This is a genomic window from Diplocloster hominis (assembly GCF_032380655.1).
GTDB lineage: Bacteria > Bacillota > Clostridia > Lachnospirales > Lachnospiraceae > Diplocloster > Diplocloster hominis.
The window spans coordinates 373,956-390,489 of record NZ_JAWDIY010000001.1; the positions used below are offsets into that span (position 1 = coordinate 373,956).

General features: G+C 47.9%; 18 protein-coding genes. 10 read left to right on the forward strand and 8 right to left on the reverse strand.

The window, feature by feature from the left end; all coding sequences use genetic code 11:
• Positions 1-154: 154 nt before the first annotated feature.
• The 3 genes from trxA to trmB are packed head-to-tail and all read right to left on the reverse strand — an operon-like array spanning position 155 to position 1,334.
• Positions 155-469, reverse strand: a complete 315-nt coding sequence (trxA, locus tag ABC831_RS01500) for a thioredoxin (RefSeq protein WP_343246524.1) — start codon at positions 467-469, stop codon at positions 155-157.
• A gap of 7 nt (positions 470-476) precedes the next feature.
• Entirely contained in the window at positions 477-635 is a 159-nt protein-coding gene (locus ABC831_RS01505) for a hypothetical protein (protein WP_343246525.1), read from the reverse strand.
• A gap of 48 nt (positions 636-683) precedes the next feature.
• Positions 684-1,334, reverse strand: a complete 651-nt coding sequence (trmB, locus tag ABC831_RS01510; protein WP_343246526.1) for a tRNA (guanosine(46)-N7)-methyltransferase TrmB — start codon at positions 1,332-1,334, stop codon at positions 684-686.
• A gap of 176 nt (positions 1,335-1,510) precedes the next feature.
• On the opposite strand from trmB, the gene ABC831_RS01515 reads away from it, so the two are divergent.
• The 9 genes from ABC831_RS01515 to ABC831_RS01555 are packed head-to-tail and all read left to right on the forward strand — an operon-like array spanning position 1,511 to position 10,028.
• Positions 1,511-1,822 carry a hypothetical protein gene (locus ABC831_RS01515; RefSeq protein ID WP_343246527.1) on the forward strand — a complete coding sequence of 104 codons (312 nt, stop codon included), beginning with the start codon at positions 1,511-1,513 and terminating at the stop codon, positions 1,820-1,822.
• Between the two features lie 4 nt (positions 1,823-1,826).
• The gene (locus tag ABC831_RS01520) at positions 1,827-2,864 is read left to right on the forward strand and encodes a V0D/AC39 family V-type ATPase subunit (RefSeq protein WP_343246528.1); all 1,038 of its coding nucleotides are present in this window, start codon (positions 1,827-1,829) and stop codon (positions 2,862-2,864) included.
• Between the two features lie 19 nt (positions 2,865-2,883).
• On the forward strand, positions 2,884-4,821 hold the full coding sequence (locus ABC831_RS01525; RefSeq protein ID WP_343246529.1) for a V-type ATP synthase subunit I: 1,938 nt from the start codon (positions 2,884-2,886) through the stop codon (positions 4,819-4,821).
• A gap of 22 nt (positions 4,822-4,843) precedes the next feature.
• Positions 4,844-5,272, forward strand: coding sequence for an ATP synthase subunit C (locus ABC831_RS01530; protein WP_343246530.1), 429 nt, complete (start codon positions 4,844-4,846; stop codon positions 5,270-5,272).
• A gap of 6 nt (positions 5,273-5,278) precedes the next feature.
• Complete coding sequence (locus tag ABC831_RS01535) at positions 5,279-5,587, forward strand: V-type ATP synthase subunit F (protein WP_343246531.1); 309 nt, start codon at positions 5,279-5,281, stop codon at positions 5,585-5,587.
• Positions 5,588-5,606: 19 nt separating this feature from the next.
• Positions 5,607-6,176: a V-type ATP synthase subunit E gene (locus ABC831_RS01540; protein ID WP_343246532.1), complete on the forward strand. Its 570-nt coding sequence runs from the start codon at positions 5,607-5,609 to the stop codon at positions 6,174-6,176.
• A gap of 6 nt (positions 6,177-6,182) precedes the next feature.
• Positions 6,183-7,949 carry a V-type ATP synthase subunit A gene (locus ABC831_RS01545; protein ID WP_343246533.1) on the forward strand — a complete coding sequence of 589 codons (1,767 nt, stop codon included), beginning with the start codon at positions 6,183-6,185 and terminating at the stop codon, positions 7,947-7,949.
• A gap of 16 nt (positions 7,950-7,965) precedes the next feature.
• Complete coding sequence (locus ABC831_RS01550) at positions 7,966-9,399, forward strand: V-type ATP synthase subunit B (protein WP_343246534.1); 1,434 nt, start codon at positions 7,966-7,968, stop codon at positions 9,397-9,399.
• Between the two features lie 11 nt (positions 9,400-9,410).
• Positions 9,411-10,028 (forward strand): V-type ATP synthase subunit D, encoded by a 618-nt coding sequence (locus ABC831_RS01555; protein ID WP_343246535.1) that lies wholly within the window; start codon positions 9,411-9,413, stop codon positions 10,026-10,028.
• A 1,266-nt stretch (positions 10,029-11,294) separates the two neighbouring features.
• On the opposite strand, the gene ABC831_RS01560 is transcribed toward ABC831_RS01555, so the two are convergent.
• The 5 genes from ABC831_RS01560 to ABC831_RS01580 form a co-directional block, all read right to left on the reverse strand.
• Positions 11,295-12,437 carry a C40 family peptidase gene (locus ABC831_RS01560; RefSeq protein WP_343246536.1) on the reverse strand — a complete coding sequence of 381 codons (1,143 nt, stop codon included), beginning with the start codon at positions 12,435-12,437 and terminating at the stop codon, positions 11,295-11,297.
• Between the two features lie 170 nt (positions 12,438-12,607).
• Positions 12,608-13,531 carry a thioredoxin-disulfide reductase gene (gene trxB, locus ABC831_RS01565; RefSeq protein WP_343246537.1) on the reverse strand — a complete coding sequence of 308 codons (924 nt, stop codon included), beginning with the start codon at positions 13,529-13,531 and terminating at the stop codon, positions 12,608-12,610.
• Positions 13,532-13,748: 217 nt separating this feature from the next.
• Positions 13,749-14,285 carry a rubrerythrin gene (gene rbr / locus ABC831_RS01570; RefSeq protein ID WP_158347123.1) on the reverse strand — a complete coding sequence of 179 codons (537 nt, stop codon included), beginning with the start codon at positions 14,283-14,285 and terminating at the stop codon, positions 13,749-13,751.
• 112 nt (positions 14,286-14,397) lie between these two features.
• Positions 14,398-14,940, reverse strand: a complete 543-nt coding sequence (locus ABC831_RS01575) for an NADH peroxidase (RefSeq protein WP_158350545.1) — start codon at positions 14,938-14,940, stop codon at positions 14,398-14,400.
• Between the two features lie 112 nt (positions 14,941-15,052).
• Positions 15,053-15,448 (reverse strand): Fur family transcriptional regulator, encoded by a 396-nt coding sequence (locus tag ABC831_RS01580; protein WP_343246538.1) that lies wholly within the window; start codon positions 15,446-15,448, stop codon positions 15,053-15,055.
• A gap of 241 nt (positions 15,449-15,689) precedes the next feature.
• Between ABC831_RS01580 and trhA the strand changes: the two genes are divergently transcribed.
• Complete coding sequence (trhA, locus tag ABC831_RS01585) at positions 15,690-16,343, forward strand: PAQR family membrane homeostasis protein TrhA (protein ID WP_343246539.1); 654 nt, start codon at positions 15,690-15,692, stop codon at positions 16,341-16,343.
• Positions 16,344-16,534 lie beyond the last annotated feature (191 nt).

The window sequence follows — 16,534 nt, forward strand, 5'->3', positions numbered from 1 at the left end:
TTTCGGGTAATATCTTTAGTTTTTCCCAGTAAAAATCTTCAGGCACCGCGGAGCGTTTTTATTTCATAGGAGCACTTTCCTATGAAATGAAATAAAAATAATCCGTAAGGCCGGCTGTCTGGCCGGGCGGCCTTACGGATTGCTTATCTACTTATTAAAGTGCATTTAATTTTGACTCAATCATCTCTTTCGGTACCGCGCCCTGGATGGTGTCCACCGGCTGCCCGTCCTTGAAGATAATAAAAGTGGGTATGGACATGACCCGGTATTTTCCTGCTGTCTCCATACTGTTATCCACATTCAGCTTACCAACCTTCACCTTGCCGTTATACGCGTCCGCCAGCTTCTCCACCACCGGTCCCATCATTTTACAAGGGCCGCACCAGTCCGCATAAAAATCCACCAGTACCGGAATGTCCGATTTTAATACTTCCTGTTCAAAATTTTCATCATTAAATGTAAGTGCCATCTTCTGATCATCCTTTCTTCTTTTTCTTCGTAATTTTTGCTGTTTTGTCTAAAATCTTGTTTACTTCATTCATGGAATTCTTCATATCGCGTAACGACCGGTCGAGGCCTGGCTTGTTGTAGAGCATCTGGTTCACACGGTCCGACATGTTCCGCTTTGCTGCCATAGACATCACTTTACTTCTTTTTTTTAGCTTATGTATTACTGCCGCCTTTTATACAGGCAGCTTGCGGACTGCTGTTAATTTATGGATCGGATTGCCCATGGATGAGAATTTTTCCTCATATTCCGTCATGACATTTCCCTCATTTAATACGGGGTCATGATGCAGGTCGAAGGTGGATACTTTGAGGCACCATCCGGCTTCCGTCACTTCTTCCAATGAAAATTCAAATAAAACCCGGTTATCCGTTTTGAACTCCACAAGCCCCTCAGGCGCCAGGATCTGATCATACCGGGCGAAGAATTCCCGGCTGGTCAGCCTGCGTTTGGCATGTCTGTCTTTTGGCCATGGATCGGAAAAATTCAGATAGACACGGTCCACCTCACCCTTCGCAAATACTTCCGGAAGATATTCCGCTTCCATCCGGATGAATTTTACATTTGGCAGCTCCTCTTCCTGCTGCTTTTCCAGGGCTCTCAACAACACGCTGGAATATTTTTCTATTCCTATATAATTGATATCCGGGTGTTCCTTCGCCAGGGTCATGAGAAACCGGCCCTTACCCATACCGATCTCTATATGGATCTTATTCTGGTTCCCGAATATGTCCTGCCACTTTCCCTTCGCGCTTACCTCTTCGTGAACCACATATGGACTTTTTTGGATAATTTCCCTGGAACCTTTTATATTTCGTAATCTCAAATCTTAACACTTCCTTTATTCTTTACGTTATTTTACACTATTCTACTAAAAATTGAAAGACGTTTTTTGTTATATTCACTAATGTCAAAATATCAAAAAAGGAGTATGATAATAATGTTCTTAAGTAAGAAGTTACAACGCATTTGTTTTACTCATTTCATAAAGGAGGCTGCTACATGGAGCTGATCATCAATCAATTGTCTGAGATCGAAGCCGCATCGGTAAAAATTATCGAACATGCCACAGAACAGAAGAAAGAGATTTCCGAACACTTCAAACAGCTGACACGGGATTTTGACGAGCAGGTCGACCTGGACACACAGAAGCGGCTGTCGGATCTGAATATAAAGCTGACAAAGGAAAAAGAAGAGGAACTGGCCAAGTTAAAGGATGATACGGAAAAGCTGATGAGCGCTTTGGACAAAGCCTACGAAGACCATCACACGGAGCTGGCCAAATATGTAGTGAACCAAATCATAAAGGAGTAGCACTATGGGCAATATATTAACCTACGGCGGAATCGCAACTAAGATCCGCGCCATGCAGAAAAATTTAATAAAACCCGACGATTACCGGGAACTGGTTCTGCTTGGCAGTGTGCCCGAGGCTGTCAATTATCTCCGGTCAAAGCCCGCCTACCAGCGTCTGCTGGAATCCATTGATGAGGCGCATCTGCATCGGGGAGACGTGGAGGCTGTCCTGATCCGTTCCCTGTATAAGGACTTTTCCAAGCTTTACCGTTTCTCAGGGCTGAAGCAGCGTCATTTTCTGGATATGTATTTTCGCCAATATGATATCATTCTCATGAAATATTTTCTCCGGACGATTTTTAATCCTTCGGACGAGACGTGGAATCCGCAGATGGCGGGAGAATTTTTCCGTAAGCACTCCACGCTGGATTTGGAGAAGCTGGTCACCGCTAAGACGGTCGATGAATTCGTCAATGACCTTTCGGGTACCGAGTATCATAAGCCTTTGATGCATCTGTCACAGATGGAGCATCCCACCTTGTTTGACTACGAAATGACACTGGATTTGTTCTATTTCTCCTATCTCTGGAAGACCTATCATAAGATGTTCAAGGGAAAGGAATTAATGACACTTCGGGAAACTTATGGAAGTATGATCGATTTGTTGAATATCCAATGGATTTACCGGTCAAAGAAATATTACCGGATCACCAGCGCCGATATCTACGCCCTGCTCATACCGATTCGGTTCAAACTGAAACAGGTTCAGATTGCGCAGCTGGTGGAGGCGGCGGACATGAATGAATTCGACCATGTCCTGCAAACTACTTATTATGCGAAACGGGCGGATGAATTAAACGGGGCGCAGCTGGAATCCCTGTATAACAATCTGATCTATAAGATGCACCAGCTGGCGAAACGCCGGAACCCCTATTCCATCGCCTGTATCAACTCCTATCTCTTTGAAAAGGGACAGGAAATAGACAATCTGACCACAATACTGGAATCTATCCGCTATGGCTTACAGCCGGCTGATATCATGAAGTACATTATCATTTAAGTAAGAGGAGGTAACACCGGTGATAGTGAAAATGAAATTCATCACCATTACGGGCCCAAGAGCTTCCATCGACAGGGTCACGGACGAATACCTGGCCAAGTATGAAGTCCAACTGGAAAATGCCCTTTCGGAGCTGAAGACAGTGAAAGACCTGGGTCCATACGTCGAGGTGAACCCCTACAAGGACCTGATGAAAAAATCGGAAGAATATTTAAGTCTCATCGACTCCAAAAATCTGCAGCCCCAGCCGTCCATGAGCCTGGAGGAAGCGCAGGAAGTGATCACCCACATCGATGAGAAAATCACGGATCTGCAGGCCAGGCGGAACGCTGCTTCAGAAAACTGGAAAAATCTGCATACATCGCTGGATATGATCGAACCATTCCGGGAACTGACGTATAACGTCCACCAGTTATTGAATTTCCGGTTTGTAAAATACCGGTTTGGTAAAATCTCGCAGGAGTATTTCCAGAAATTTGAAAAATATGTCTACGAAAGTCTTGATACCATATTTTACAAATGCCATGTGGACCAGGATTACGTATGGGGCGTATACTTTGTGCCAGCCAAAATAAAGGAAAAAATAGACGCGGTCTATTCCTCCCTTCATTTTGAGCGTATCTTCCTCCCGGATGATTATCAGGGAACACCCGAAGAGGCTTATCAGGATATCCTCAGAAAGATCTCCGAATGCGAAAAAGAGATCGCTGATATCAACGAGCAGATCGGCGCGGAACTGAGCAAATCCAGACAGGAACTGGTCAGCGCTGCAGACAAGATCGCCCATGCCTTCAAAAACTTCGATATCCGTAAACTGGCCGCCTGTACCAGCGAAAAGGGGCAGGTATTCTTCATCCTCTGCGGCTGGATGTCGGAGAAGGATGCCTATGACTTTATCAGCGATGTGGAAAAGGATGATGAGCTCTTCGTACTGATCGAGGACGATCACAATGAGACGTTCAGCAAGCCTCCCACGAAGCTTAAGAACCCGAAAGTCTTTCGGCCATTTGAAATGTTTATTAAAATGTACGGTCTTCCCGTCTATGATGAGTTTGACCCTACCATATTCTTAGCGATTACTTACACATTCATCTTCGGCTGTATGTTCGGAGATGCGGGGCAGGGTATCCTGCTGGTGATCGGAGGGTTCCTTCTCTACAAATTCAAGAAGTCGAACCTGGCCGCCATCATCGGTACCGCCGGAATCTTCTCGACGATCTTCGGTGTCCTGTACGGCAGTTTCTTTGGTTTTGAGGATGTGATACCGGCTCTGTGGCTAAAGCCCATGGAACAGGTGATCACGCTCCCGATTGTCGGAACGCTCAATACCGTATTAGTATTGGCTGTCGCATTTGGTATGGCAATGATACTGATTGCCATGCTGATTAACATATATAACGGCATTAAGCAGCACAATGTCGGAAAAATATTTTTTGACAGCAATGGATTATCCGGTTTCATTTTCTACGGCGCTCTGGTTTTAACCGTAGTGCTCCTGATGACCGGAAACACATTACCCGCAGCAATCCTGCTGATCGTCATGTTTGTTCTGCCCCTGGTGCTGATTCTCTTCAAGGAGCCTCTTACGGCCCTGGTAACCAGACATGCGGAACTCATGCCGAAGGAAAAAGGGATGTTTCTCGTTCAGTCCGTTTTCGAACTGTTTGAAGTGGTCTTAAGTTATCTGACCAATACCATTTCATTCGTCCGTATCGGAGCTTTTGCTCTAAGCCACGCCGGTATGATGCAGGTCGTACTGATGTTAGCTCACGCGGAAAACGGGGGAAGTCCCAACTGGCCTGTAGTCGTGATCGGCAACCTGTTTGTTATGGGTATGGAAGGCCTGATCGTAGGAATCCATGTTCTGCGTCTGGAATACTACGAGATGTTCAGCCGGTTCTTCTCTGGAAGCGGCAGGGAATTTATTCCCTACACGGAAGTGAAATCTAAAAAATAATTATTTGAGGAGGAAATGTATTATGTCATTATTATTGAAGGTTGTTATCATTGCAGCACTGTTGTTAAGCATTATTATTCCTTTTGGAGCTTTCTTGCTTGGTGAAAAAAATAAGGGCCGTTTCAAAAAATCCCTCGGCATCAACGTGTTTTTCTTCTTTGGTACGATTGTCTGTGTCAGTATCGCCATGTTCGGAGGCCAGGCCTATGCGGCTGACGGTGCCGCAGCGGCATCCACCGCTTCCGGGCTTGGTTATCTGGCCGCTGCATTAGCCACGGGCCTTTCCTGTATCGGCGCCGGTATCGCCGTTGCATCTTCCGCAAGTGCAGCACTGGGTGCGATCAGCGAAGATTCCAGTATCCTGGGTAAATCCCTGATCTTCGTTGCTCTGGCAGAAGGAGTTGCTCTGTACGGCCTGATCGTATCTATCATGATCTTAGGAAAGCTGTAAGCTGTCATGAAGATGTTTCTGATCAGTGATAATGTGGACACCCAGACAGGTATGCGACTGGCAGGGGTGGATGGTGTCGTGGTTCATGAAAGGGCTGAGTTAAAAGCGGCTCTGGAAGGAGTCATAAAAGACAAAGAAATCGGCATCGTCCTGCTGACCGAAAAATTCGGCCGGGAATTCCCGGAGATCGTCGACGATATTAAGTTGAACCGGAAGCTCCCGCTTATCGTGGAAATACCTGACCGGCACGGAACCGGCCGTAAGCCAGACTTTATCACTGCCTACGTAAATGAGGCCATTGGGATTAAATTGTAATGAAAAGAAGGTGGGTCCTATGACAACAGAAGAAAAGCTTCAGCACTTTCAGGCTTCGGCCATGGAAGATGCGAGACAGCAAAGCCGGCAGATGCTGGATGATTACACGAAAGCCCTGGAAAAAGAGCTGGAAGAGCATAAGCAGGACAAATTACGGCAGGCGAAGCTTCAAATAGAGATGCAGACAGCTGATCTGGAACGTAATAAGAATAAAGAACTTTCCCGGGAGCAGCTTCATATTAAGAGAAAGTTGACAAGGCAACAAACTGCGTTGACCGATAAGCTCTTCGTGGAGATCGGCGATATGCTGACCAACTTCACCTCAACGCATGAATATAACGATATGCTGATACGGCAGATCCGGGAGGCTAAGGAATTCGCGAAAGACGATGAGATCATAATCTATATAGATCCTTCCGATTCCTCCCGCCTGGCAGGCCTTGAGATGGCTACGGGAGTCGGTCTTACCATCAGCCAGTATTCCTTTTTAGGCGGAACCCGCGCGGTGATCCCCTCGAAGAATATTCTGATCGACAATTCCTTCCAGACCAAGCTTGCGGAAGCCAAAGATGCATTCACATGGAGGTAAAGACAGGTGACAAGTAAAGGTGTTATATACGGAATCAACGGCCCGGTCGTCTATGTGAAGGGCCGGACTGAATTTAAAATGGCTGAGATGGTTTACGTCGGGAACGAGAGGCTTGTCGGTGAAGTAATCCGTCTATCCTCCGAGCGGACCACCATCCAGGTATATGAGGAGACCACCGGTGTCAAACCCGGCGAACCCGTGGTGGGAACCGGCGCGCCTATCTCAGTCACACTGGCGCCGGGTATTCTGGACAATATCTTTGACGGTATCGAGCGTCCGCTGGCCAAAATAGCGGAGCGTTCCGGCGCTTATATATCCCGCGGTATCAGCGTGGATTCCCTGGACGGCGAGAAGCTGTGGGATGCCCATATAACCGTCCACAAGGGCCAGGAGGTTCTGGGCGGTTCGATTATCTGCGAAGTCCAGGAGACCCACGCCATTGTACACAAATGTATGGTTCCTCCCAATATGGATGGAACGATTATCAGCGCAGTAACAGACGGTAAATATACCATTCACGATACCATCGCCGTGCTTCAGCTGGAGGACGGCACAGAGGTGAATCTAACCATGGTCCAGAAATGGCCGATCCGTGTACCCAGGCCGGTACATAAGCGTTTTCCTGCTTCCCGGCCCCTGATCACCGGCCAGCGTATCCTGGACACCCTGTTCCCCATCGCCAAGGGAGGGACCGCTGCCGTGCCCGGAGGGTTCGGCACAGGAAAAACCATGACCCAGCATCAGATCGCCAAATGGTCTGACGCCGACATTATTATCTATATCGGCTGCGGAGAGCGCGGAAATGAAATGACACAGGTACTGGAGGATTTCTCGAAGCTTGTGGACCCCCGTACCGGCAATAAACTGATGGCCCGTACCACTCTGATCGCCAACACATCCAATATGCCCGTGGCGGCCCGTGAAGCCAGTATCTACACCGGCATCACCCTGGCCGAATACTACCGGGACATGGGATATGATGTGGCTATCATGGCGGATTCCACTTCCCGTTGGGCGGAGGCTCTTCGTGAGCTGTCCGGCCGCCTGGAGGAGATGCCCGCCGAGGAAGGTTTCCCGGCTTATCTGGCTTCCCGGCTCTCGGAGTTCTACGAGCGTGCCGGCATGATGCACAATATGAACGGTACGGAAGGCAGCGTATCCATAATCGGCGCTGTATCGCCCCAGGGCGGTGACTTCTCCGAGCCCGTAACCCAGAATACGAAGCGTTTCGTCCGCTGCTTCTGGGGTCTGGATAAATCCCTGGCCTACGCCAGACATTTCCCTGCCATACACTGGCTTACCAGCTACAGTGAGTACCTGCAGGATCTGGCTCCCTGGTATAAGGACAATGTTTCACCCAACTTCGTGGACTACCGGAACCAGCTGATGGCGATCCTGAACCAGGAGAGCTCCCTGATGGAAATCGTGAAGCTGATCGGCAGCGACGTCCTCCCGGACGACCAGAAGCTGGTATTGGAGATCGCCAGAGTCATCCGCCTGGGCTTCCTGCAGCAGAACGCCTTCCACCAGGAAGATACCTGCGTACCCATGGAAAAGCAGTTCCGGATGATGGAGATCATTCTCTACCTCTACCGCAAGTGCAGATCGCTGATCACGATGGGAATGCCCATCTCCGTACTGCGGGAGGAAAATATATTTGAAAAAATCATCTCTGTCAAATATGATATCGCCAATGATGAGATGTATAAATTTGATGAATATGAAAAAGATATCGATGCTTTCTATAACCGTGTTATGGAAAAGAATGCGTAAGGAGGCCTGAAGCGGCATGTCTATCGAATATTTAGGTTTAAGTGAGATTAATGGCCCTCTGATCGCTCTGGAAGGTGTAAAAAACGCCGCCTACGAGGAAATCGTAGAATTAACGGTTGAGGGCAAAGAAAAGAAATTAGGGCGTATTGTGGAAGTCTACGACGACAAAGCCGTTATCCAGGTGTTCGCCGGCTCGGAAAATATGTCCTTACACAATACCCATACAAAACTGACCGGGCATCCCATGGAAATCTCCCTGTCCCCGAAAATGCTGGGACGTACCTTTGATGGTCTGGGACGCCCCATAGACCGGCTGGGCAGAATCGTCTCCGATATTAAGCGGAACGTCAACGGCCTGCCCCTGAATCCGGTAACCCGTGAATATCCCAGGAACTACATCCGTACCGGTATCTCCGCCATCGACGGCCTGACTACCCTGATCCGGGGCCAGAAGCTGCCGATCTTCTCCGGGAACGGCCTTCCCCACAATGAGCTGGCCGCCCAGATCGTGCGCCAGGCTTCTCTGGGAGACGCCGAAGCGGATAAAAACTTCGCCATCGTATTCGCCGCCATGGGCGTCAAGTACGATGTAGCCGATTTCTTCCGCAGGACCTTCCAGGAAAGCGGGGCGTCAGATCACGTGGTCATGTTCTTAAACCTGGCCAACGACCCGGTGGTGGAACGGCTGATCACACCCAAAGTAGCTTTAACTGTGGCCGAATATCTGGCCTTTGACTGCAACATGCATGTGCTGGTCATCTTAACGGATATGACCTCCTTCGCGGAGGCCATGCGTGAGGTCTCCTCCTCCAAGGGCGAGATCCCTTCCAGAAAGGGTTATCCCGGCTACCTGTACAGCGAACTGGCCACCATCTATGAACGCGCCGGTATCGTGGAGGGCGTAAACGGTTCTGTCACGCAGATCCCGATTCTGACCATGCCCAACGATGACATCACGCACCCGATCCCCGACCTGACCGGATACATTACCGAAGGCCAGATCGTGCTGGACCGGAACCTGCACGGCCAGTCCGTGTATCCGCCGATCAATATCCTTCCTTCCCTGTCCCGTCTGATGAAGGACGGTATCGGTGAAGGGTTCACCAGGGCCGACCATCAGGATGTAGCCAATCAGCTGTTCTCCTGTTACGCAAAAGTGGGAGACGCCAGAGCCCTGGCCTCCGTTATCGGGGAAGACGAACTGTCCCCTCTGGATAAAAAATATCTGGAATTCGGGAAAGCCTTCGAGTTAGAATTCCTGGGCCAGAGAGCCGACGAAAACCGTACCATCGAAACGACACTGGACATCGGCTGGCACCTGCTGCGTATGCTGCCCAGGGAAGAGCTGGACCGTATCGATACAAAGGTACTGGATGTATATTATAATAAAGAAGAATCTGAGCTGCCTTCCGAAGAGGACAGCACAGATGGACCTTCCAACGCAGAATAAGAGGTGATTTCATGGATCCCAGAACATTTCCCACAAAAGGAAATCTGATGTTAGCGAAAAACTCCCTGGTACTTTCCAGGCAGGGTTTCGACCTGATGGACAAAAAACGGAATATTCTGATACGGGAAATCATGAATCTGATCGATCAGGCAAAGGAAATCCAGACCCAGATCGATTCCACCTTCACAGCGGCTTATATCGCCCTCCAGAAGGCTAATATCGAGATGGGGATCCATTACGTCTACGATCTGGCCGGGACTATCCCCATCGAGTCCTCCATCGAGATCAAGTCCCGAAGTGTCATGGGGACAGAAATCCCCCTGGTCCGGTACGAAAGCCAGACCAATGCTCCGGCCTACGATTTCATGTCCACCAAGGAGTCATTAGATAAAGCCAAAACCTGTTTTGAAAAAGTGAAGGACCTGACGATTCAGCTGGCCATGATTGAAAACGCCGCCTACCGGCTGGCAGCCAATATCAAGAAAACCCAAAAACGCGCCAACGCGCTGAAGAATATTACGATCCCCCACTATACGGAGCTGGTCACATCGATCACCAACGCTCTGGAAGAAAAGGAACGGGAAGAATTCACCCGTCTGAAAGTAATAAAACGGATGCAGTCCAAATAAAACAGAAGATACAAAGAAACGCCGTATGATGCGATACCGCTTCCTACGGCGTTTCTTTTATCTATATCAACTATATCAAATCTCCTATCCCACACCCCCTCTTTATCCCGCACAATCCCTGCCCCCCATAAGCGCTATAAATCCTCTCATCCCTTCCCCCCATATTTCTCCCGTCCGGATTCCGGCTAATCGAACCCACCTCCTGCAATCTGCATAAAATTCTTTCTTAGCAGTCTAATAACCTATATCCTATAACCACCAATAAATCCCTCATTTATTATCATACAATGACCCCCTTACCGGTCCGTTATCAGACAATTTTCGACATTTCGGACCATCGTTCAGACGATAAAAAAGTCAATACTTTTTTCAACATATTTTTTAAAAAACGTCGATTTATGAGGATTAAACAAAACCTCTGTTCGTTTTTTATCCACTCACATTCGCTCGATTTATGTGATTTAATGTGGATAATGTGCATAACTTAGTGTATAACTCGATTTCATCTACTTTTTTCGAGTTTTCAATGTGGATAACTTTTTCCATAACACCCCCTTTTTATGTTAAGTACTATCGACGAAATTTGACATTTTTGTGCAAAATGCATACTCTCCTCCTTGTCAACACCAAAGCCCAATGTACTTAATAAAGTACACTTTCATTTTGCTACCATCCCCGAATCCCAACCTATAAACTCACTCTAAATTATAATAAGCCCGAATCTGTGAAAATCAATCTGCGTAAATGTTACCTGAAAAGGGCTAGCACAAAAATCTTAAAATCCCCAGGGCCAGGAACGGTTCTTCCTCTGGTTTGGGATGCCCTTTGCCTCAGGCGGCGCTGACCGGCCCGAATCCTGGGCTGCCAAAGGCACTGGGGGGCCGTTTGTTTCACCCTGGACGAGCATAGGGCGGCTGAGCAGCAGCTTGGTGAGAAAGAAGCCCCAGATTCAGGATGCGGGGCGGCCTTCACGGCCGACACGCAAGGGCCACTGAACCGGGAACGCATCATGCGTTCCTGGTGAATTGGCCCGGTTCCTGAATCTGGGGCTTCTTTCTCACCTAGCTGCTGCCAGCGCAAGCCCTCCGCTCGTCCAGGGTGACACAAACGGCCCCCCAGTGCCTTTGGCAGCCCAGGATTCGGGCCGGTCAGCGCCGCCTGAGGCAAAGGGCATACCCAAACCAGAGGAAGAACCGTTCCTGGCCCGTTCCCAGCCCGCTTAAAGCCTAAAAAAAGACCTCTGCATCCGCAGAGGTCCTAACTTTACTAATTCAGATAACTAACAGCCTTAACCGGTGACCGGTAATTGTAGTTCGATACTTTGATCCCGCCCTGAGGGGTACTGGCGTGGACTACCTGGCCATTTCCGATATACAGTGCCACATGATTGATGCTTCCCCCGTTAGAGTAGAACAACAGGTCTCCAGGCTGGATAGAATCCATAGAAATCTCTCTTCCGCCTGCTGCCTGGGATCTGGAATCTCTCGGGATTCCCACCCCGTTATTCGCGAATACCGCCATGGTGAATCCGGAACAATCCGCCCCGTCTGTCAGGCTGGTGCCGCCGGCTACATAGGGATGACCCACTACGCTGAGTGCTGTATTGATGATAGCCGCTCTGCTGCCGGATGCTTCTCCACCTGAGGAAGGCACTGCGCTTTCCTCTGACTTGGAACTCTTCGACTGGGAATTCGCATCCGCCTGTCTCGCAGCGTTTTGTGCCGCCTGCTTGGCTGCCTCTTCTTTTTCCAGTCTGGCCTGCTCTTCCTCTGTCGATTCTGCCTGTACAAAATCTGTTCTGATATCTACATATTCACTGGATACGAATCCGACTACGTCGGCGTCTAAGGATACCTTAACCCAGCCGTCCAGCTCTTCCACTACGTCCAGTTCTTCATCGATGGGTACCAGCGTCAGGATCGTGGATTCCGTGTTCATCTCCTGGCGTACATAAAGGGTGGTGGTATTTACCTTCGCTACCCTGTGGCCAACCTGCTTGGCCAGTTCTTCGCCCGCTTCCCCCGTAACTACGTATTCTCCTTTTACATATCCGGTAACGGTGCCTGAGGTGATCTGATACCAGTCTCCCTCTGAGCCCTGAACGGTAGCTGCCGAATTATTATATAATTTACCGAGAATCTGGCCTTCTTCACTGGCGCTGTCTCGAATGTTCACGTAATTATCTACCTGCGCTATGGCGATGTCCGAATATTCAGACTTTACGGTGGGGACCAGATATTCCTTTATCTGGGCGTCCACATTTGGATTCGTGGTTTCTGCTTCTGTAAGTATTGTGCCGATTCCTGCTGTGACTCCTGCTGTTCCCGCTGCCGCGCTCATAGTCATTCCGCTGAATGTGATCGCGCCGACCAGACAGCCTGTTGCAATTCTCAGGTACTTGCTTTTCATGTGAATCCTCCGAACTATTAGTTATTTCAGATATATTATTAATTATTACAAATTTGTTACAAATGTTAAATCCAGTATACTGCAAGCACAGAGCCTTGTCAATACACTGGATAAATTTAACATTTTGTTCAGAATTCACATTTTGTTAATATTTAAGGGCCTTTAAGGGCTTATTTCAGGGTCAGTAAATACTTTTGAACGGAGGTTACCGCGTTCGCCCCATCAGATACCGCCGTAACAATTTGCCGTAACATTTTCGTTCGCACATCCCCGGCCGCAAACACGCCCGGAATATTCGTAAGGCCTTCTTCCCCTGCGATCAGATATTTCCCTTCATCCATCTCCACCGGATGTTCAAATTCATCGGAATTCGGAAGGATTCCCACCGCAATAAAAATGCCGTCTACCGCAAGCTCGCTGGCCTCGCCGGTTTTCTTATTATGAAGCTTCAGTTTTTCTACCTGCTGCCCCCCGCTGATCTCATCCACAACCGTATCCCAGACCATTTCCACATTATCCAGTTCGAATAGATTATGCTGCAGTATGTTTGCCGCACGCAGCTCATCCCTGCGGTGGATTACATATACCTTTTTGCAGATTCGGGCCAGAAAGATCGCGTCCTCCACGGCTACGTCCCCGCCGCCGGCCACCGCTACCGTTTTACCGCGGAAAAACGCGCCGTCGCAGGTCGCACAGTAGGAAACGCCCATACCTGACAGTTCTTCTTCCCCCGGTACACCCAGCTTCCTGTGACGGGCACCGGTGGCGATAATGACTGCTTTCGCTTCGTAGGTTTCCTGATCCGTGATCACTTTCTTAACCGCGCCGTCATCCACCAGCCTGCGCACTTGTGCCTCGGCAAATACCGCACCCAGTTCATCCGCATGCTCCCGGAACTTGGTTCCCATTTCAAATCCATTGATCCCTTTTAAGCCGGGATAGTTATCCACTTCGTAAGTATTCAGCACCTGGCCGCCGCTGGCATAGTTTTTCTCCATTACCAGTGTATCCAGTTTCGCCCGCTGGGCATAGATCGCGGCGGACAGTCCGGCCGGCCCGCTTCCTATTATAATAAGATCATATATATGTCCCATATCGCTGTACTCCTTTTCTTCCATTTTTTCTGGAGATCGATCCGCTCTCTCCCTATTATTTTAGCAGTTATATACCAAATCTATTCCGCTCAACAATTAGTATTCCCCTGTTTAAGAAAAAATCCGCCGATCCTATGTAAACCTCGACGGATTTTAACTATTGAGCCGGAACAGATCTGATATGGACATGTCCCACTTCTATAAATAAACTGTTCTTTTAGTAATTTTCAACTTTTCTTTCAAAATATGCGCGGGGATGGGAACATACCGGGCAAATCTCAGGAGCTTCCTCTGCCATATGTACATAACCGCAGTTTCTGCATTTCCATCCCAGAGGAGCATCGGTCTTGAAGGTCTTGTCTGCCTTATAGCTGTCTAATAACTTCAGGTAACGTTTTTCATGGGCAGCTTCCACACGGGCAACGCCTTCGAACTTAACCGCAAGCTCTTCAAAGCCCTCTTCTCTGGCTTCTCTGGCCATACGGGCATACATATCGGTCCACTCGTAGTTTTCTCCCTCAGCCGCGCTTAAAAGATTCTCATCTACACTGCCGATTCCGTAAAGCTCCTTGAACCACATTTTTGCATGTTCTTTTTCCTGATCCGCTGTCTCCAGGTACAGAGCCGCCATCTGCTCAAATCCCGCTTTCTTCGCTGCGGAAGCGAAATATGTATACTTGTTTCTTGCCATCGATTCTCCGGCAAATGCGTCTGCCAAATTTTGGGCTGTCTTTGTTCCATCGTACTTTGACATGTGTTTCTCCTCCTTCGTTTCCAACATGGACGTTAGGCGCCTGTTGAATAAATAAGGGCAGGCATTATCCCTTTGCCTGCCCCGTTATGAATGCCTATGTTTTATTATCCTATTATGCGAAGTATCTGTCAAGTAAACCTTTGAAAGCTTTACCGTGACGGGCCTCGTCTCTGGCCATTTCATGAACAGTATCATGGATCGCGTCCAGATTAGCAGCTTTCGCGCGTTTTGCCAGGTCGAATTTACCAGCGGTAGCGCCGTTCTCAGCTTCTACACGCATCTCCAGGTTTTTCTTGGTGCTGGCGGTAACTACTTCACCTAAAAGCTCTGCAAATTTTGCAGCATGCTCTGCTTCTTCGTAAGCAGCTTTTTCATAGTAAAGGCCTACTTCCGGATATCCTTCTCTGTGAGCTACTCTCGCCATAGCCAGGTACATACCTACTTCGGAACATTCGCCCTCAAAATTCATTCTCAGGTCTTTGATAATATCTTCGCTGACACCCTGAGCTACTCCAACTACGTGCTCAGCTGCCCACTGCATCTCGCCGGACTGCTCGATGAATTTCTCAGCAGGTGCTTTACAGATCGGACAGAACTCCGGTGCAGAATCTCCCTCATGAACATAACCACATACAGAACATACAAATTTTTTCATCTTACTTATCTCCTTTTCTTTTTTTATATTTTATTTTTTAATAGTAGTAACGATTACTGATATTAATTTACCACATGTTTCCATTTTCGTCAATAGGTTTTCAAAATTTTTTTTAAGATTTTTTTATACAATCACCACAGACTCCATAGAAATATGCCATATGCCCCTTGATCTCACCGTCAAAATTCTGACCGGCAATCACATTGATATGATCGATGCTTTCCATCTTAAGATCCAGGACGTTCTGGCACTCTGTGCATATAAAGTGATAATGCGGTTCCGTATTACCATCGAAGCGGTCCGGGCCATCCCCTACCGAAAGCTTCAGCACTTCTCCCATATCTACCAGCAGAGACAGATTCCTGTAAACCGTTCCGAGACTGATGTTCGGATACAGTGCTCTCATATTCGCATATATCATATCAGCAGTAGGGTGGTCATAGCGATTGGATAGAAACTCTTTAATCGATTCCCTCTGACGGCTGTATTTTAGAGCTGACAAAAGCATTCTCCTTTCTCAAATAATAATAATTATTACTGTTTTTATTATAATCAGTTCGATCGCTTCTGTCAACATTTAATTTTTATAAATTTAGATTGCTGTGCAGAGAGGGGACTGGCATCTTTCGGCAGTCCCCTCCCAAAAGGCTTTGACCTAAACTTTTGGTTGCTTTTTTTGCGGAATGCGTGTAATGTAGTATTTAATACTATGTTACGCATTAACCAGAACACCATCAGGAGGTATTGTTATGAAGTTACATATAAAAGATCCCGGCAGTGCAGTCACACATTTCATTGGAGTCCTGTTGGCTCTCATCGGAGCCGTCCCCCTTCTGATGAAAGCATCCCAACGCCCTGATCGGGTTTATCTGATTTCAATGGCTATTTTTATGCTGAGTATGGTCCTGTTATATGCAGCCAGCACCACCTATCACTCCCTGGATCTGTCGGCACGCGCCAACCGGACCCTGCGGAAAATAGACCATATGATGATCTTTATACTCATCGCCGGTACTTATACTCCCATCTGCCTGATCGTCCTTCAGGGAACTACGGGTTACTGGCTTCTGGCCGTCGTTTGGGGTATCGCCCTTGGCGGGATCATCATTAAAGCCTGCTGGATCACCTGCCCGAAATGGTTTTCTTCTATATTATATATAGCCATGGGCTGGGTCTGTGTCCTGGCTTTTGCCAAAATTGTCCGCGCTCTGCCAACCGCTGCCTTTGTCTGGCTTCTGGCTGGAGGCATCATTTATACAGTGGGCGGAATTATCTACGCGTTAAAATTAAAAATATTTAACTCGCGGCATAAGAATTTCGGGTCCCATGAAATCTTTCACCTGTTCGTCATGGCCGGCAGTGTCTGCCATTATATTGTCATGTATTATGTACTGCAGCTATAAAGGCCGCTGCAGATAACACTGCTTTCAAATCTATGCAGATACCAGGAATTTTATGCAATAATTAACTTTGTTCAAACTTACAACCAAAATAACAATTATAATTGCAGCCAGAATTACAAACATAATTACAGCCAGATAATACAAAACATAATTACAAACATTCTATAAAGCACATGTCTCAGGAATGTGAT